The sequence below is a fragment of the Paraliobacillus sediminis genome, from assembly GCF_003426055.1.
Genome location: NZ_QJSI01000001.1, coordinates 1,044,831 through 1,064,703 on the forward strand (window position 1 = coordinate 1,044,831; position 19,873 = coordinate 1,064,703).

13 protein-coding genes are annotated in these 19,873 nt (G+C 36.3%); 11 read left to right on the forward strand and 2 right to left on the reverse strand.

The window, feature by feature from the left end; all coding sequences use genetic code 11:
• Nucleotides 1-5: 5 nt before the first annotated feature.
• Complete coding sequence (locus tag D2K60_RS04535; RefSeq protein ID WP_117168784.1) at nucleotides 6-1,190, reverse strand: ROK family transcriptional regulator; 1,185 nt, start codon at nucleotides 1,188-1,190, stop codon at nucleotides 6-8.
• 785 nt (nucleotides 1,191-1,975) lie between these two features.
• Between D2K60_RS04535 and xylA the strand changes: the two genes are divergently transcribed.
• The 6 genes from xylA (at nucleotide 1,976) to D2K60_RS04565 (ending at nucleotide 14,103) form a co-directional block, all read left to right on the forward strand.
• Nucleotides 1,976-3,301, forward strand: a complete 1,326-nt coding sequence (xylA, locus tag D2K60_RS04540) for a xylose isomerase (RefSeq protein WP_117168785.1) — start codon at nucleotides 1,976-1,978, stop codon at nucleotides 3,299-3,301.
• A 13-nt stretch (nucleotides 3,302-3,314) separates the two neighbouring features.
• Entirely contained in the window at nucleotides 3,315-4,811 is a 1,497-nt protein-coding gene (xylB, locus tag D2K60_RS04545) for a xylulokinase (RefSeq protein ID WP_117168786.1), read from the forward strand.
• 101 nt (nucleotides 4,812-4,912) lie between these two features.
• Nucleotides 4,913-7,738: a glycoside hydrolase family 3 protein gene (locus D2K60_RS04550; protein WP_117168787.1), complete on the forward strand. Its 2,826-nt coding sequence runs from the start codon at nucleotides 4,913-4,915 to the stop codon at nucleotides 7,736-7,738.
• Entirely contained in the window at nucleotides 7,735-10,059 is a 2,325-nt protein-coding gene (locus tag D2K60_RS04555) for a glycosyl hydrolase family 95 catalytic domain-containing protein (protein WP_117168788.1), read from the forward strand. Before D2K60_RS04550 ends, D2K60_RS04555 begins: the two co-directional genes overlap by 4 nt.
• 705 nt (nucleotides 10,060-10,764) lie before the next feature.
• Nucleotides 10,765-12,252, forward strand: coding sequence for a glycoside hydrolase family 1 protein (locus D2K60_RS04560; RefSeq protein ID WP_117168789.1), 1,488 nt, complete (start codon nucleotides 10,765-10,767; stop codon nucleotides 12,250-12,252).
• A gap of 48 nt (nucleotides 12,253-12,300) precedes the next feature.
• On the forward strand, nucleotides 12,301-14,103 hold the full coding sequence (locus D2K60_RS04565) for a sensor histidine kinase (RefSeq protein ID WP_117168790.1): 1,803 nt from the start codon (nucleotides 12,301-12,303) through the stop codon (nucleotides 14,101-14,103).
• Nucleotides 14,104-14,125: 22 nt separating this feature from the next.
• Here D2K60_RS04565 and D2K60_RS20560 read toward each other — a convergent pair whose 3' ends face one another.
• Nucleotides 14,126-14,269, reverse strand: a complete 144-nt coding sequence (locus D2K60_RS20560) for a hypothetical protein (protein ID WP_162880695.1) — start codon at nucleotides 14,267-14,269, stop codon at nucleotides 14,126-14,128.
• Between the two features lie 453 nt (nucleotides 14,270-14,722).
• On the opposite strand from D2K60_RS20560, the gene D2K60_RS04570 reads away from it, so the two are divergent.
• The 5 genes from D2K60_RS04570 (at nucleotide 14,723) to D2K60_RS04590 (ending at nucleotide 19,855) form a co-directional block, all read left to right on the forward strand.
• The gene (locus tag D2K60_RS04570; RefSeq protein WP_117168791.1) at nucleotides 14,723-16,240 is read left to right on the forward strand and encodes a response regulator transcription factor; all 1,518 of its coding nucleotides are present in this window, start codon (nucleotides 14,723-14,725) and stop codon (nucleotides 16,238-16,240) included.
• A gap of 19 nt (nucleotides 16,241-16,259) precedes the next feature.
• The gene (locus D2K60_RS04575) at nucleotides 16,260-16,928 is read left to right on the forward strand and encodes a YesL family protein (RefSeq protein WP_117168792.1); all 669 of its coding nucleotides are present in this window, start codon (nucleotides 16,260-16,262) and stop codon (nucleotides 16,926-16,928) included.
• 24 nt (nucleotides 16,929-16,952) lie between these two features.
• Nucleotides 16,953-18,323 (forward strand): DUF4340 domain-containing protein, encoded by a 1,371-nt coding sequence (locus tag D2K60_RS04580; protein WP_117168793.1) that lies wholly within the window; start codon nucleotides 16,953-16,955, stop codon nucleotides 18,321-18,323.
• A gap of 167 nt (nucleotides 18,324-18,490) precedes the next feature.
• Nucleotides 18,491-19,189, forward strand: coding sequence for a dihydropteridine reductase (locus tag D2K60_RS04585; protein ID WP_117168794.1), 699 nt, complete (start codon nucleotides 18,491-18,493; stop codon nucleotides 19,187-19,189).
• Between the two features lie 375 nt (nucleotides 19,190-19,564).
• Entirely contained in the window at nucleotides 19,565-19,855 is a 291-nt protein-coding gene (locus D2K60_RS04590; protein WP_117168795.1) for an RNA polymerase alpha subunit C-terminal domain-containing protein, read from the forward strand.
• Nucleotides 19,856-19,873: the final 18 nt, after the last annotated feature.

The window sequence follows — 19,873 nt, forward strand, 5'->3', positions numbered from 1 at the left end:
TTATATTAATTTGAAATACTATTATTTAATCGAATAGAAAATGCCTCAATCGTAAATGCTGCCATGCCATAAGCAGTGGAATGAGAAGTTAGACTTGAAAATTTAATTTTTAAATCTACTTGATGAAATCCAATCGCATGTTTCTTGACGTAACTTTCTAACGCAGGTCGAATCCATTTTTCGGTTGCTGCCATTTGATTGCCTATAACCACTGCTTCAGGATTAAAGATATTAATGCTATTTGTTAATCCAACCCCGATATATTCGCCAATCTCTTTAAATAAATCAATTACGTCAACTAAACCATTATCAGCAAGTGTAACCATCGTTTGGATCGGTGTGACATCATCTTTTTCAATTAATCCCAATTTAAGTGCCTTTTCAAGCAAGGCGCTTTCAGATGCATAACGCTCCCAGCAACCATTGTTTCCACAACGACAAGGAATCCCATCTTTTTCTATTGTCATGTGGCCGAGTTCTCCTGAGAAACCATTAAATCCTTTAAATAGTTTCTTTTCTAAAATTAGTCCAACACCAATACCAGTTCCAATACTTGTATAGACCATATTATTAAAATCTTTACCTATTCCAAACACTTTTTCGCCATATGCACCAGCATTTGCTTCATTTTCTATTACAATTGGTAAATGAAACCGTTCCTCTAGCACCTGTAGCAAATGAATTCTTTTCCATCCGAGGTTTGGTGCTAGTAGTAATTCACCATCATTACTGACAACACCTGGAACACCAATGCCAATCCCGACCACACCATAAGGGCTTTCTGGCGCAGCTTTTTGAAGATCTTCAATCACTTCAAATAGCTTCTGCATCACATGTTCAAATGTCGTGTCTTGAAAATGAACACGTTGTTCACACACTATATTTCCATTCAAATCAGTTAACAAGCCTAATATGTAATTCACGCCTAGGTCGATTGCAATTGAATAGCCTGCAAGGTGGTTAAATAAAAGCATCACAGGTCGTCTTCCACCGCTAGATTCGCCAGGACCTGATTCCAGAATAATGTTTCCATCAATTAATTCACTTACAAGAGAGGAGACTGTTCCTTTGTTTAATCCAGTGAGTTGGGCAACACGAGCACGTGAAATAGGGGTGTTTGTTTTAATTGTTTCAAGCACAAGGGTCTTATTTTCCTTTTTGACAACATGCTGGTTCCACGTTTGATTCATAACGATTCACGTCCTCTTTCTATTTATAATATTCAACTTTAGTAGCGTGAAATTGTTGAAAAAATCCTGTTACAACTAAGAAATCTCACAATCTATAGTTGAAGTTGACTTCGTGCTCATTTCGTAAGCAACATTGCGACATACCGCTCTGGAAATATACTTCGTTTTCCGTGGGCACGGCTTCAGCTAACTTAGTAAAGCAAAAAAACACTTTACTAAGTGGATCTTCAGCCCGCGCTGTTCCCACAGGAGTCTACGTATATTTCCATCACTAGATATACACATTCTTTCGTAACATGAAAATTACATGCAAGAGAGAAAACAAGCGCTCTATCGCTATTTTTTGACAACCCTGTTTTGTTAATAAAATAATTTGTTTTGCACAGTTGACTTTTATAAGAAAAACCTAGCGTATCAAGTTAAATGGGTGACATCCTCGAAAATAAAAAAAATTTCTTCGTGCGATGTGTCGCTGTCGAGGCATTCCTTGTCCTGCAGGAACAGCACGGGCTGAAGATCCACTCGGAAAGCGACCTCATTTCACTTGAGCAGCGGGTCCGTTACACCTGCATTTATAGCTGTTTCGTAATAAACGAAATCTTTTATAAACCAGCCAACAATTTGTACGTATTTTTTTGATGAGAAAGTTATGTCAATACTAATGTATCATAAGATTAAAAATAATACTAGAAACTTTGTTTATTCGCTAGACAAACTTAGTTTTCCTTGCTATACTGAGCCCATAGAAAGATAAAAAAACGTTTCAAGAGAGGTAGGTTTTTTTTATGACATGGTTTGAAAGCGTTAACAAGATTAAATATGAGGGTGCTCAATCAAAGAATCCGTTGGCATTTAAATTTTACAATCCAAACGAGCTAGTTAATGGCCAAACAATGGAGGAATATTTACGTTTTGGTGTTGCATATTGGCATACATTTACACAAGATTTATCGGATCCATTCGGAGCGGGAACTGCGATTCGTCCATGGGATAAATTTACTGGAATGGATCAAGCAAAAGCACGTGTGGAAGCTTCATTTGAATTTTTTGATAAATTAGGTGTCAAGTATTTCTGCTTTCATGATGTTGATATCGCACCAGAGGGTGATACATTAAGAGAATCGAATAAGAACGTAGATACGATTGTAGCGATGATGAAAGATTATATGAAGGATAGCGGCGTGAAGTTGCTTTGGAATACAGCGAATAATTTCACGCATCCACGTTTTGTTCATGGTGCTGCTTCAGCAAGTGATGCAAATGTGTATGCATATGCGGCTGCTAAAGTGAAAAAGGGATTAGAAGTAGCAAAAGAACTTGGTGCTGAGAACTACGTCTTTTGGGGTGGTCGTGAAGGATACGAAACATTGCTAAATACGGATCTTAAATTAGAACAAGATAACTTAGGACGTTTCTTTCATATGGCGGTTGATTATGCGAAAGAACTTGACTTTGATGGCCAATTTTTAATTGAACCAAAACCAAAGGAACCAACAACACATCAATATGATTATGATAGCCAATCGGCGCATGCATTTTTATTGAACTATGGTTTAGAAAAACACTTTAAACTAAATATCGAAGCAAATCATGCAACATTGGCTGGACATACATTTGAACATGAATTACGTTATGCACGTACAAATGGTATTTTAGGTTCTGTTGATGCAAACCAAGGGGATCCATTACTTGGTTGGGATACAGATGAATTCCCGACTGACTTGTATTCTACAACACTAGCAATGTATGAAGTGATTAAGAATGGTGGTCTTGGAAAAGGTGGATTAAACTTTGATGCAAAAGTGCGTAGAGGATCATTTGAGCCAGAAGATTTATTTTATGCGCATGTAGCTGGCATGGATAGTTTCGCAGTAGGTTATAAAGTTGCTAGTAAAATGATTGAAGATAATGTGTTTGAAGATATTCTAGCAGATCGTTATAGCACATATAACGAAGGAATTGGTCTTGATATCGTGAGTGGCAATACTGATTTCAAAAAACTTGAAGCGCATGCTTTAGACTTAGGTGAAATCAAGCAAAAATCAGGTCGTTTAGAATTAATTAAAGCAACAATTAATCAGTATTTATTACAAGTGACTGCAGAGAAATAAACGAGGTGAGCGAATGAAATATGTAATCGGTGTAGACTTGGGAACAAGTGCCGTAAAGGTTTTATTAGTAGATCAAGATGGAAACGTAACGGATGAAGTATCGAAATCCTACCCGTTAATTCAAGAAAAAGCAGGATATAGCGAACAAGATCCAGAGCAGTGGGTGATACAAACAAAGGCTGCAATAAAAGAGCTAACAGCAAATTTCACTGGGGATAAGAAAGATATCCAAGGTTTGAGCTTTTCGGGCCAAATGCATGGACTAATCCTCTTAGATAAACAGCAAAACGTCTTGCGTAACGCTATTTTGTGGAATGATACACGGACAACGAAACAATGTCAGGACATCTATGACTTGGTCGGTAAAGATCGGTTTATTTCCATTACAAAAAATCTAGCATTAGAAGGATTCACTTTACCAAAGATTTTGTGGGTAAAAGAAAATGAACCGGAACTTTTTGCTAAAGCAGCGCATTTTGTATTACCAAAGGATTATCTGCGTTTTCGCTTAACGGATCAAATTGCAATCGACTATTCTGATGCGGCAGGAACAAGTTTACTAGATATTAGTCAGAAGAAATGGAGCGAGGAAATCTGTGAAACATTAGCGATTCCATTATCACTTTGTCCACCATTAGTTGATGCAGAAACAAACGTTGGCAAGGTTTTAAAAGAAGTTGCCGAAGAAACAGGGCTTGATCCAGAAACGGATGTTTTTGCAGGTGGTGCGGATAATGCGTGTGGTGCAATTGGGTCTGGTATCCTTTCAGAGGGTAAAACATTTGCCAGTATTGGTACGTCAGGTGTCGTGCTATCTTACGAACCAAATGGAGAAAAAGATTATCAAGGAAAAGTACATTATTTCAATCACGGTGAAAAGGATAGCTATTATGCGATGGGCGTCACGTTAGCAGCTGGACATAGTCTATCTTGGTTCAAGGACACTTTTGCACCGAATGAAGATTTCGATGTGCTATTAAAAGATGTTGGAACCGTGCCAGTTGGTTCAAGAGGATTGCTTTTCTCTCCTTATATCGTTGGCGAACGGACACCACATGCAGATGCAACGATTCGGGCAAGTTTTATCGGAATGGATAGTTCACATCAATTAAAGGATTTTACGCGAGCAGTATTAGAAGGTATCACTTTTTCATTACACGAGTCAATTAAAATATTTCGTGAGAACGGTAAACAGATCGATACGATTTATGCAATTGGTGGCGGTGCAAAAAACAAAGTCTGGTTACAGATGCAAGCTGATATCTTTAATGCCAAAATAATTAAATTGAAGAGTGAGCAAGGTCCAGGTATGGGAGCAGCAATGTTAGCGGCATATGGCTCAGGCTGGTTTGCTTCGCTAAAAGATTGTGCAGATCACTTTTTAGAAGAAGCAGAAACCTATCAACCAATTTCAGAAAATGTCGTGAGCTATCAAAGATTATTTGAACTATATCAAACGATTTACCAGCAAACGAAAGCATTAAATAAAGACTTAATGGCATTTCGTTAAAGAACAAAGAGATATGATAAGAACTAGATATTATAGTAGTTCTTATCATATTCTTTGTATACATAGGTAACTCATTTCATAAAAAGAAGGGGATGGATTAATTGGGAAATCTATTTAGCAATCCAACTGTTCCGTTAGAAGATCGTTTAAATGATTTAATGACAGCGTTAACTTTAGAAGAGATGATTACACTTTTATCTACTTCTCAAAGTGCAATTCCGCGTTTAGGTATGGAAGCATACGCGATTGGTGGAGAAGCGGCGCACGGTATTGTAAATCGAGAAGGTGGTAAAACAACCGTCTATCCACAACCAATCGGACTATCGAGTACATGGAATAAAGCATTACTGCATAAAGTTGGTTCCGCAATTGGGGATGAAGCTCGGATATTTTACTACCAACAAGATCATAAGACTGGTTTAACATTATGGGCGCCGACGATTGATATGGAACGTGATCCTCGTTGGGGACGCACAGAAGAAGCATATGGTGAGGATCCCTATTTAACAGGACAATTATCCAAAGAATTGATAAAAGGGATGCAAGGTGATGATCCTTTTTATTTAAAAATGGCTGCAGCCCCGAAACACTTTTATGGTAATAATAATGAATATGGACGAGGAAGTATTTCAAATAGTATTGATCCTAGAAATCGCTATGAATATTATTTGAAAGCATTTGAACCAGCCTTTGTTGAAGCAAAAGCATCATCGATGATGACGGCTTACAACGGAGTGAATGGTATTCCCGCCATGCAATTGAAGGAGATTAAAGAGGTAGTAAGAGACGAGTGGGAAATGGACGGTTTTATTGTCAGTGATGGTGGTGCACTTAGTTTAAACGTAGAGGATTACCGTTATTATGACAGTCTAGCGAAAGCATTAGCTGATGCGTTGAAAAAAGGGATCGATTGCTTTGTTGATGATAAACAAATCGTTGAAGATGCAGCAAAGGAAGCTTTAGCCAACGATTGGATAGCCGCAAAAGACATTAGAAAAGCTGTATCCCGTATTTTGAAAGTTCGTTTTCGTCTCGGTCACTTTGATGCTGATTCCAGCAAGAACCCATATGTGAAAACAGAGAAGGAAACAATGTGTAGTCCGGAGCGTTCGAAGTTAGCGTTGCAAGTTACAGAAGAAGCCCTTGTTTTATTGAAAAATGATACTAACATCCTTCCGTTAGATGAAGAAAAACTTAAAAAAATAGCTGTAATCGGACCAACAGCAACAGAAGTATTTCGCGATTGGTATACAGGATATCCGCCATATGCCGTTTCCACATTAGACGCTATAAAGAGTAGATGTGTTAAACAACATGTTACCTACACTAGTGGTCATGATCGTATTGCGCTAAAAGCAGTAGATCAAGAACGGTATTTGGCTATTTCAGAGGATAATATTGTCCGTTCCGATGGTAAATCTATTACAGAAAATGCGCAATTCATCCAGGAAAACTGGGGCTGGAATGCAAATCTACTGAGAAGTGTTTCAACAAATAAATACCTAACATTGCCGGAAGTCGATAACGTTTTGCAAACGAATAAAGAAGAAGTATTTGACTGGTTTGTTCGCGAAAAAATCGGTTTTTATACTAGTGATGAAAAAGCATCGACGTACCATCTTACTTCTTGGCAGGAGGAGCCATTAGCTGTATCAGATAATCAGGCGATTACACCAGGAATAATAGCTGATACATTTGAAAAAGTTGTCATTCAATCTGGTATTGAGCAAGCTGTTGAACAAGCAAAACAGAGTGATGTTGCAATTGTTTGTGTTGGCAATCATCCAATGGTTAATGGTCGCGAGACAGAAGATCGGCCTGGCATTTCTTTACCGGAACACCAACAAGAGTTGATTCAAGCAGTTTATCACGCAAATCCTAAGACGATTGTAGTAGTGATAGGCAGTTATCCATTCGCATTAAATTGGGAAAAAGAGCACGTTCCAGCAATTTTATATAGTGCACATGGTTCTCAAGAGCTTGGCACTGCTATAAGTAATGTACTGTTTGGAGATACGTCTCCATCTGGCAAACTGAGCATGACTTGGTACACGAATACCGATAAACTTCCAGATATCTTTGACTATGACATTATTAAAGGAAAACGCACCTATATGTATGCAGATGAAAACATTCTTTATCCATTTGGACATGGACTTCATTATGGTGATATCGCCTATAAAAATCTTGTAGTTGATGCATTGCAAATCAAAGAAGATACGAAAATTAAACTCCAAATCAAGCTAATAAATAAAAGTAAGCGTCTAATAAAGGAAGTTGCTCAAGTCTATGCGACGATAGTAGATTCAGAGGTGAAACGACCGAAGAAAAAACTAGTTGCATTTGAAAAAGTCACACTAAAACCGGATGAATCGAAGACTATTATTTTCTCTGTTACAGCAGATCAATTACAAGTTTATGATGTAGCAGAAGGAGCCTTTTGTTTAGAACAGGGAAGCTGCATCTTTTCTGTTGGCTCATCAAGTGAAGCTATCCATCTAACTTCAGATCCAATTCCTGTAAGCGGCCGTTATTTAACTGAACGCTCGTTAACAAAGCAAACAATGGCAGAGAATTATGATGATTACGAGCGCGTGATTATTGATAAAGGAGAAAACGAACAAAACTGTATTACCAATCAATCAGATGGTTGGGTTTGTTTTAAACAGGTAACCTTTGAAGCGTTTAATCAGTTACAGTACCGCGTTACTACTGATGGTGGAAGTGGTCAAGTAAGTTTTCATTTAGATCGATTAGATAACACTCCTGTGGCAACAAAAGTAATTGATACAGATTTTCCATATCAATGGCTTGATCAACAGGTTACTGTCGAAACAAATAAAGGAAAACATGATATCTATCTTGCTTTTAAAGGCCCAGTTTCTCTTTTATCTGTGCTACTAATCAAGGGGGAAAAGCGAGCATGAACATAAAAGACACGATTCCATTAAGAGGTGTTTGGAATAAAACACCGGCTACCAAGTGGGAAGAAGCGTATCTTGCTGGGAATGGATCACAAGGTGTGATGGTATATGGTGACCCAATCCACGAAACGATTATTGGTAACCATTGTCGGTTATATTTACCGCAGGGTAATAGCCAACAGCTACCAGAAATGGGAAATCATTTACCTGAGGTAAGAGAATTAATTCGAACAAAAGGTTATCCAGAAGCATTAAAGTTTTACTACGAAAAAGCAGTACAATCTGGCTATGAAGGATTAACAATGAGTGATCCTTATCATCCAGCATTTCATTTGCATATTGATATGCCGTTAACAAATTATCATAGCTATTATAAAAGTATGGATTATCAAACTGGTGAGATCGCTGTGAATTTTAAAGAAGGAACAACAGATTACCAAAGTAAAACCTTTGTATCCCGGACAGACGATGTTATTGTCTATCAATTAGAAGCGAATAAGGGAACGATTGATTGCAATCTAAGCTTAGCTAATTATGATAATCAAGGTTTAAATAGTACGAAACATGTAAGCGAAGAAGGAATCACATCCCATTATCAATACGTAAATGGTACGGGTGGCTATGATGTTGCGATACGACTGATTGCCCCAGATGCTATATGTGAACGAAAGTTAGATAAAGTTCATATTCGAAACACAACGAAGCTTTTGTTAATTATGAAGATTGTTCCTTATAAGAATGAAGAGGATCGTAATACGGACAGTTTAACGAGCATGAAAGTTTTTGATAAAGCCTATCCAGAATTATTTCAAGCCCATACGTTGCTGCATCAAGAAATGTTTGATCGGGTTGCACTTAATCTAACAACTGACACAGAACGTAAACGTAATATTGAAAGCTTACTAGAAGAAGCAAAGGAAAAATCTGTTTTGCCACTAGCATTAATAGAAAAAATGTATGATGCAGGACGTTATATGTATATATCGAGTGCAGGAGAGCTAACGCCAAATTTACAAGGGATTTGGACCGGTACGTTTCATCCGGCTTGGAGTGGAGACTTTACCTTTGATACTAATGTGCAGTTATCAATCGCAGCCGCACTATCTAGTAATTTATCAGAGGGGTTATCAGGTTACTTTCGACTGCTCAAAGAGTTACTTCCAGGGTTTCGGGAAAATGCGCAAAAGTACTATGGCTGTAGAGGCATTATGTCATCTGCTCATTCAAGTAACACGGGCAAACATATCCATTGGAATGAGGAATGGCCACTCCAATTTTGGACGTGTGGTGCTGGTTGGCTTGGGCATTGGTTTTATCAGTATTATTCATTTACAGGTGATAAGGACTTTTTAGCAACAGAAGCAGTACCATATTTAGAAGAAGTGGCATTATTTTATGAGGACTTTTTAATAAAAGATCCAGATGGAACGTATCGCTTTACGCCCTCTTATTCTGCAGAGAATGGTTGCGCGGATAATGCAACACAAGACATCGCAGTTGCGAAAGAAGTATTAAAGCATTTAATAGAGAGCTACCATGTATTGCAGATTGATTCACCAAAAATAGACCAGTGGCAAGAAATACGAGATAATCTACCAGACTATCAAATAAATGCTGATGGAGCATTAAAGGAATGGTCAACAGCAGAGAGTGAAGAAAATTATAATCACCGCCACTTTTCTCACTTATATCCTGTTTTTCAAAGTAGAGAGTTTACCGAAGAAAGCGAGCCGGATCTGTGGCAAGCAAGTAAAGTGGCATTTGATAAACGTTTAGAAGCATGGTTGAAAAGTGATGATGGTGATACAACTTCTACGCATGGTAGAATGCATGCAGCCTTATGCGCAACACAATTTCATATGCCAGAACTTGTCTATGATATTTTCACGATGTTAACGAAGTATAATTGTTTTTATCCATCATTGATGATGAGTCATTATAATAACCAAGAAGTTTTTAACGTAGACGGAAATGGTGCTTTTCCGCAGGTGATTCATGAAATGCTAATTGATTACCATAATCAAACACTATCTTTACTTGGCGCATTACCAACTCAAATTGACCATGGCAAAATAAGAGGTGTGCGTTTAGCAAATCAAGTTGAAGTCACGCATTTGGAGTGGGAACTAGCAACAGGTGAATTACGTGTGCACTTACTAGCAAGTGGAAGTGATCAAAAGATGGCAGTAAAACTACCGCTTTATCCGAATGCTAGAGTAACAGCGTTTACTGGCTGCAAGATTGAAGAGAAGACAGGTCAAATTAGCTTGAACTTACATGCTAGTGAACGTGCAGAAATTGTATTTCAATTAAATAATGAATAAATCAACTTTCGCAGTGCTTAATAGGAACTTAAGTTTTGGAATAACAAGGAAGTCTCATAATCCAAAATAGAAGTTGACTTCAGGCTTCTTTCGAACTTGATAGAAACTGCGACGTAGATTCCCTACCCGCTCCACAATTGAAATGGGATCGCTTTCCGTGGGCACGGCTTCAGCTAACTCGGATAAGCAAAGACCGCTTTCCGAGTGGATCTTCAGCCCGTGCTGTTCCCACTGGAGTCTCACCTATTTCAATTGCTCCGCTAGTTTTGTCTTTAAACATTTTATGAACTACAAATAAATACAGTAATCATTAGTCTCTTGAAAATGTTTCGATTGATTCTGTCTTACGCTTAAAAATAGTTCCACTAACTAGCGAAGGAAGCAAATGCTTGACACTCCTACGGGAACAGCGCGAGTCGAAGATCCACTTAGTAAAGCGTTGTTTGCTTTACTAAGTTAGCTGAGGCCGTGCCCGTGGAAAGGAAAAGCATTTGCTGACGTAGCGAATAAGACCAGAATGTTACGTCGCAGTTTATGTTAATTCAGTCATTGACAACAATCTTTTAGAAAGCAGACCTTTTTAAAGAATGTCACGTAATAGAACAAATATATTCCAAACGCAACGCAGCCAACTATTACTTATTTTTTAAGTGAGAAAGTTGAGAATTAAACTAAAATAATACCTAATTAAAGGAGCGGATAAATATGTACCATGAAAAACTAGATCCATTTCCAAAAGATTTCTTATGGGGAGCTGCTTCAGCAGCATATCAAATAGAGGGAGGATGGGATGCAGACGGGAAAGGACCTTCTGTCTGGGATGAATTTGCTAAAATCCCTGGAAAGACGTTTGAAGGAACAAATGGTGATGTGGCAGTTGATCATTACCATCGCTTTCAAGAAGATGTCAAGCTAATGGCTGAGATGGGAATGAAATCTTACCGTTTCTCTGTTGCTTGGAGCAGAATTTTTCCGGAGGGAAGCGGAGAAGTAAATGAAAAAGGATTACTTTTTTATGAACAACTTATCGATGCATTGCGTGAATACGAGATTGAACCAGTCTTAACGCTATATCATTGGGATATTCCCAAAGCCTTACAGGATAAATATAATGGATGGGAATCAAGGGAAGTAATCGATGACTTTGACCAATATGCGCGTACTCTTTTCATACGATTTAAGGATAAAGTTAAGTATTGGGTAAGTTTTAATGAACAGAACGTCTTTACTGCAATGGGATATCGTTGGGATACACATCCGCCAAGAGTGACAGATGTCAAGCGTATGTTTGCAGCTAACCATATAATAAATTTAACCAATGCAAAAGTAATCAATAGTTTTCATGAATTGGTACCAGATGGTCTAATCGGCCCAAGCTTTGGATATGGTCCGATGTACAGTTTTGATTGTGATCCATCGAATGTATTAGCTGCATTAAATGGAGAAGAGTTCCAGAATCATTGGTGGATGGATGTTTATGTTCATGGAAAGTATCCGAAAGTTACCTTTAAACATTTAACACGATTAGGTATCGCACCAACACTTGAAGCTGGTGATGAAGCATTACTGCAATCTGCGAAACCAGATTTTCTTGGGGTGAATTATTACCATGGTGGAACAGTTAAAGCAAATGAAATAGAGCACCCACCAACAAATGAAGAAAAAGATATAGAAGAAAAAGGATTCCAAGCAACAGATCCCTATTTAATGCAACCTAAAACAGAGCAAGCACAAAGCCCAGAAACAACGATGTTTAAAAATGTTACAAATCCCTATTTAGAAACAACAAAGTGGGGCTGGGAAATTGACCCGGTTGGAATAAGGATTGCCTTAAGAAGACTTCAAAATCGATATGATCTACCAATGATGATTACCGAAAATGGTTTAGGTGCAATTGATCAATTAACGAGCGAAGGAACAATTGAAGATGATTATCGGATTGAATACTTACAAACGCATCTTATTGAGGTTCAAAAGGCAATCACAGATGGGGTTGAATTGTTAGGTTATTGTGCATGGTCCTTTACTGATCTATTAAGTTGGTTGAATGGTTATAAAAAACGATATGGTTTTGTATATATTGATCGTGATGATAAGAGTGAAAAAGAGTTAAAACGCATTCCGAAGAAAAGCTACTATTGGTACAAGAAAGTAATTGAAACAAATGGAAAAGAACTGTATAGTAAAAGGTAGTGTAAACGATTTCAATATAAAAAGATAGTCTTGTGATGGGGGATAAATATGCCGCAGATAATAGAAAAGGCGCGGAAGCTTTTACAAGATTTAAAAATTCGCCATAAGCTGTTGGGTATTTATCTCCTTGTAACAGTGCTACCAATATTGTTGGTAGGTGCTTATATGAATAATGCAACGCGTGATGTTGTTTTAAGTAATGCTGTATACGAGGCTGAATCGAACGTAGATAAGTTAGAAATGCGGCTTGATACAATTTTAAACCGCGTAACTAGTATTTCGGACTTAATCTATTTAAATGATGACCTGCAAAAGCTACTACAGGAAGATTATCGTACGAATTTACAAGTTTATAATGCATATAACGCATATCCGATTTTTGATCCGTATTTAAAATATTATGATGAGATTGAGAATATCCAATTTCATATGAGTAAGCAAATGATTACGAATTCGTATTTTATTCATGCCGATAAAAATACGATGAAAGAAAATTGGTATCAACAAGCAGTTGAAAACAAAGGCAAAATCTCCTGGGTATTTAAAAAGGAAGAATATACAGGAGATTCCTTTTTAACCTTAACACGGGCAATATATGATACAGATAATATACTTTTGGGAGTTTTGAGTATTTATGTTTCGCCAGATAAATTAAAAGAGATATCAATAGGCGAATTGCAAGATGTTTTTATTACGTTAGATGAACAAGTCATTGTCTATCATCAAGACCAAAAAAAGATCGGTGATTATCCTGCTTTTCTAGAATCAGAAGAAAAAAAAGAGCAATCGAATTATGTCATCGATAAACGCTATGAAGAAAAAGATGTAAAAATAAATGTCCACTCTTTTCGACCAGTAAGAGCATTGAGTAACGAAATTCAAGTTGCAAGTATTGTGCCAGTTGAAGAAATTATGCAAGCACCAAATCACATTTTTTTCCGTGGGTTTGTGGTGATAGTGGCTGCTTTAAGTGTATCTATTCTTTCAATTATTCTTTTTATAAAAAAATTCAATGTCCGAATAAATACGTTAAAACATGCGATGTTTCGCGTAGCCAAAGGGAAGTTTAATATAAAAAAAGAAATTCCAGGTAAAGATGAGATAGGCGAAGTATATGATGAACTTTACCAAACTTCTCAAAGTATTCAACAATTAATTGATGAAGTATATGTTCATAAGATTAAGGAAGAGAGATGGCGTAGAAAGCAAAAAGAAACAGATTTTAAAATGTTATCTAGCCAGATAAACCCACATTTTCTTTATAACACGTTAGAAATGATTCGGATGAAGGCCTTGATAAATAAAGATAAAGAAGTTGCCGAGATTATTAAAAAATTAAGTAAAATGATGCGATCTGCGTTAGAACGAACAGATCAACCTGTGCCATTGAAAAAAGAAATAGACTTGGTTACTACTTATCTAGAAATTCAAAAAATGCGTTTTGGGGAGAATTTCAGTTATCAATTTGAGCTGAAATGTGACATGACAAACTATCAGTTATTCCCATTGCTGATCCAGCCTATCGTAGAAAACGCAATTATTCATGGACTCGAACCGAAAGAAGGGCCTGGATGCGTGAAAATCTATGTGGAAGAAAAAGAGGAGCATTTACTAGTTACAGTAGAGGATAATGGAGTAGGCATGTCGCGTGAACGTCTTTCACAAGTTTATCATCGTATAAATGAAGAAACGTACCAACCAGATGGAGAAAGAATAGGTGTGCGTAATGTTCATCAGCGCATCCAATTGTACTATGGTACGGACTATGGAATAGAAATGACAAGCAAACCAAACAAAGGAACAAAAGTAACCTTTCGTTTACCAATGATAAAGAAGAAAGCAGTTTTCTAGAAGATTGTTAATGAGTAAAGTTCTATGAATTGCGATATAACACACCCGCTACGGAAGCAAATGGGCTCCCTTTCTGTGGGCACAGCCTAAAGCTCTCATTGGTAAAGAAAATCACTTTACCAAGTGGATCTTCGGCTTGTGCTGTTCCCACTAGAGTGTCACCCATTTACTTCCTCCGCTAGGTTTTACTACTAATAATTGTGTTCAAAACAAGTTATTATTGTTAACAACATACAGTTTAAAAAGTAGCGATAGAAAGCTTGTATTATTTCATAAATGTAACTTGCAACTCACGAAAAGATTACGTCTATACTAGCAGTGGAAATATACGTAGACTCCTCGAAAATATAAAACTATTTTCTTCGTGCGATGTGAACTCTTTGAAGCATTCCTTGTCCTGTGGGAACAGCACGGGCTGAAGATCCACTTAGTAAAGCGCTTTTGCTTTACTAAGTTAGCTGAAGCCGTGCCCACGGAAAGCGAAGTATATTTCCAAAGCGTATGGTACGTCTTAATTTTCGATTAAGTTCGAATAGTAAGAGCAACTGCATTTGTGAGAAGAGCTAAAAAGAATAACATAATATGGTGATGATTCAATTATAGAGGGGGTTGTTTTATCATGTTCAAGGTTTTGTTAATTGATGATGAACCTTTAATTAGGGAAGGTTTACGCCAAGTGATAGATTGGGAAGCGTGTGGTTTTACAATATGTGACGTAGGTACTGATGGTCGTGATGGTCTGAATAAGATTCGAAGCCACCAGCCAGCAGTGGTGTTAATAGATATTAGAATGCCAGGTATGTCAGGTATAGAAGTAATTCAACAAGCAAAAGAAGAAGGCTATACATGTAAATTCATTGTCTTATCAGGCTATTCTAGCTTTTCTTATGCGAAACAATCAATTAAATTAGGCATTGAATCGTATCTTCTAAAACCGGTAGATGAAGATGAGTTGATATCGATTTTAGCTGAGATTAAGACCACCTTAACACATGATAAAAAAATACACACCCAATTAACACAGTATCAACAACTATCAGAAGAACAAAGATGGAAATCGGTCATTGAAGGAAGAGCTGATGATCGACAGATTGCAAACCTTATTGAAACAAATCCAAGTCACTTTCATTTAGCTGTTTTACACGCTGATGAAGACATGAAAAAGCAAAAAATCAAAGAAATTTTAAAGCCGTATGAAACTAAAAACTTAAAATTAATTTGGAAAGATCATTCGATATATTTATTATGTACGAATTGTGAGGAGCAGGAAGTAATAACATATCTTACGCTTTTTAGTGAGAAAATACAGAAGTTTGTTAATGATCAAATTAAAGGATATTTAGCGGATACCTTTCAATCACTTACTGAAATTGACTTCGCACTTCGACAAATAGACCAACTTGATAAACTCGCCTATTGTTTTGGAAGCGAATCAAATTTAACCTATTCTATACTAGATAATGAAAAAGTGGAAGAACCCAATCACAATCAAATCGCATCAATCATTATTCGATCTCTAGAATTTAAGGATAAAAACAAATTAGAAGAGCAATCAAAAATGTTAATTCATTATTATCAAAAGGGCAAATTTGAAAAAGGACGAATCCAAGCAGAGATGATTGAATTTGTATCGGAAATAAGTAAGGAATTATCAAAAACATATCAAGACTTGCAAATCGGAGAAAAAGAAACGTTTGTTAAACAAGTTTATCAAACAAAAAACATACAAGAGTTGTTTGTTGTTATCGAATCAAGACTCTGGTTGCTAGCAAAACAAATCAATGGCTTTTCCTTAACGGCTGAGGACAATATGAAAAAGATCTTACATTATACACAACAATATTATTATCAAGATTTAAATTTAAAAGTATTAGCTAAATTATTTAATTACAACAGTTCCTATTTAGGGAAAAAGTTTAAAATCCATACAGGTGAGCACTTTCATACCTATTTAGATAAAGTTAGGATTGCGAAAGCGAAACAATTGTTAGTGAAACAAGATTACAAAGTATACAAAGTATCCGATTTAGTTGGCTACAGTAATATGGATTATTTTTATAAAAAGTTCAAGAAACATGTAGGAATGAGTCCAAAAGAGTATCAGAAGGAAAGTAGAAAAGAACATTCAATTTTATAGAGACTAGTGGGGGATAAATGTGGCAAATTCAATTATAGATCGACCAATATATAATGTAATTAATTATGTTTATGCATTTCTGATCACTAATTTTTACTTTTTTATAGCAAACAGTGTATTTGTTTTCGCTTTTTACTTTGTCGAGTTTACAATAGAAAACATTCTTTTGTTTTATATCGCACTTCTTCCGTTTGGGCCTTCTGTTACGGCGTTATTGGCTACGATGGATAAGTTAGTTAAAGATAAGATTATCCAACCAACAAAGGATTATTGGCATTTTTATCGTTCGAACTTCAAAGTAACAATGAAGTATTGGTTGATACAATGGTCCGTTATAACCATTCTGATTGTTGATATTCATTATGGGAATTTATACTTTCCGCTGTTATCTCCAATATTTTTAGTGTTTATCTTTTTAAATGTAGCAATCATGCTTTACGCCCTGCCACTTATAACACGTTTCGAAGTTAAAATGAAAAATTTGTTTATCGTCGCTTTTTATGCAAATTTCCGTTTTATTAAGACTACCTTATTAAATATGACAACTATTATTGCATTAGGAATCATTTATTATGCAGTGCCAAGTATTTTTATTCTATTCTTAATGAGCATCACCTGTTTTTTCATTATGTTCAATATTCAACGACCACTTGAACAAATGAAAATTGATTTATCAACTAGTAAATAAATAACAGTCTGTGAGGTTTTTATCATGAAACGTAAGCATCTAGTAACAATAAGCATCATGCTAATAGGTTTAGCCGTATCACTATTTTTCTTAACTGATCAGGATGAAGTTGCTAATGGAATTAAGCAGTCACCTCAGGTTTTAATTACAGAGAGTGAGAAGGTAGATCGCGTTACAATTCAATTGGATAACGCGGTTATATTAGAAAAAGATACAGAAGAAACCTGGACGATTAAAGATAGTCAAGAAGCTGCAGATCAGGATAAAATCAAAGCAGCGCTAACAACTTTGTTTAGTTTAGAAGGCGAAGAAGTGGCTGTTAAGAAAAAGGATGTTGGTTTGGATTTCCCACAAATTAAGATCAAGATTGGCTATTCAGATAACGATACAGAAGAATCATGGACAATCGGTGATTTAAATGCAGCAGGTTCCGCGTATTATGTCGAGAATCAAAATGAAGGTACCATCTATCTTGTTGCTAGCACATTAATTGAAACGTTACCATTACAAAAGCAAGGTTACACAGATAATAAAATTATCACGATTACATCTGAAACAGTTAATAAGATGACGATAAATAATGGTGCAGAAACAATCGAACTTACCAACGATGTGCCATATCCTGAAGAGGAATCACGTGCAAACTTAACAGGGTGGTATGTACATGCGCCATACAGTGGTTATTATAATGCGGCTTACTCTAAAATGTCAGATATGATTTATGCAATTGACCAATTCGAAATGACTGAACTAGTTACCTCCAATCCAACTGATTTGAACGAATATGGATTAGATGAAGTAGATTTTACGATAACATTAGAATCAGCTGAAAAAACAGAAAAAATAGTAATCGGTGATCCAGCAGCCGGTGGTAATTATTATGCCATGTTGGAGGGTCAATCAGCTGTTTTTACTATTAATAATCAGTTATTAGATTTATATAGCTACCAAGCTTTTGATCTACTAGATGGCTATGTAAAAATTATTGCGCTTGATGTTATGAATCAACTAAAAATAGAGTCCGATGATTTTTCAATTGATATTAGGATGGAACATGATACGGTTACAAATGAAGATGGTGAAGAGGAAGTTTCTTCTGCATTTAGCGTAGGAGATCAAATAATAGAAGAAGATATTTTTCGAGATGCATATAAGTATGTAGCAGGTTTGAAAGTGGATAAAGTAGTCGAGGAAGATGTCATTTATCAAGATCCAGAAATAGAGTTGACATATGTTATTGATTTAAAAGATGATCAACAAAAAGAGATCGACGTCGCGTTTGTTCCTTATGATACGACACATTACACCGTATTTGTTGACGAAGTAGTAGACTTTTTAGTGTTAAAAGAAGACGTTAACCAAATGCTTGAAGAGATGAAAAAGATTACAAAATAAGACTCTTATCGTAAATTATAATGTTTTCGATGGGACGAGTACTCGCAGTCAGCTAAATCTAGCTTTCCTTGGGTAAAGGATGCAACAAAAGATCCCTTTAATTGATAATTGTTATTAATTAAAGTACATTAGATAGTAACAATATGTATAATAAAGGGGAATATATAATGCAAATATACTGGACTAAAATAAATAAAATTATTGAAGAAGCGCCTGAGGTTAAAACGTACCTACTCGATTGTCCAAAAGACTATACATGGGAAGAAGGCGCCCACATCCACTTCGCACTGGAAGGTTTTAATGCTGGAGATAAACCAAACCGCAGCCTGATTCGCCATATGTCAATCTCCACTTTACCACACGAAAATTTAATCGGAATCACAACACGGATCAAAGAGCAGTGTTCTGAGTTTAAAACGATTTTAAGAAATCTGGAAGTCGGAAATGAAGTTGCAGTCTTTAAAACGCATTCGAATATACCACTTAAAAGGGAAGACAAAAATGTGTACCTACTATCATCAGGTGTCGGATTGGCAACATTCAGACCGCTTGTACTTAATTATTTCGAACGTCACGACAACGTCAATCAAATTCATTCCCTAAACATCGATTCATCAAAAGATTTCTTATTCACTAACATTTTTAAAACCGCACATGAGAAGAAGTTCACGTCACAGTTCGTCGATAACCGTGAAGACTTCTATGAAGAAGTGAAAAATCTTGCTGCAGATAAGGATGGAGACTTCTATGTTGTCGGCAGCGACGAGTTCCTTGTGCAAAACATTGAAGTACTACGCGAGCAAGGTATCAAGCCAGAACAGATTATGCTCGACAAGCATGAATCACAACTGCCTAATTTTTTCTGATTCAACTTGGCAGGTTAAGCGAGACAAAATAATTTCTTGGTAGATACTAATTGGATGTCCCATTAATTGGTGCTATATCACATTAATAACAATTACTTCTTCTGCTGTTTGGCAGAATTGTTGAAGATGGAAGTACTCCAAAATACGCTTAAAAGTCTGTTTTAAAAACAGGCTTTTTTATATTTAGAAATGAAAATTACCATACGTGTGGAATATAAGAACAAGAATTCTTGATTTTCTGGTATGATATTCTTATTAAGAATTGTTAGTTTGTGAAATGCTGTTCTTAAACTATAGATGGATATACATAGTTTTGTCGAGATTGTACAACAAATATATAATATGTAAATATAGAATTTGTTTGGAGGAATTATTTTGACAGCAGAAAAAAGTTTAAGAGTTTGTGAAAAGGGACATAAGTATTACAAAAGTAGTGAGTGTCCAAGTTGCCCTACCTGTGATAAAGAGAATAAGCCTAAAAGTGGCTTTCATTCAAAACTCAGTTCACCTGCAAGAAATGCATTGGTTCACGAGGGGATTGACACTTTGAAAGAATTATCAAAGCTCACTGAAAAGGAAATTTTAAAAGTTCATGGTATTGGACCAGCTTCCTTACCTATTATGAGAACTTCATTAGAAGAAGAAGGGTTATCATTTAAAGAATAAATAAACTACAATATGTGA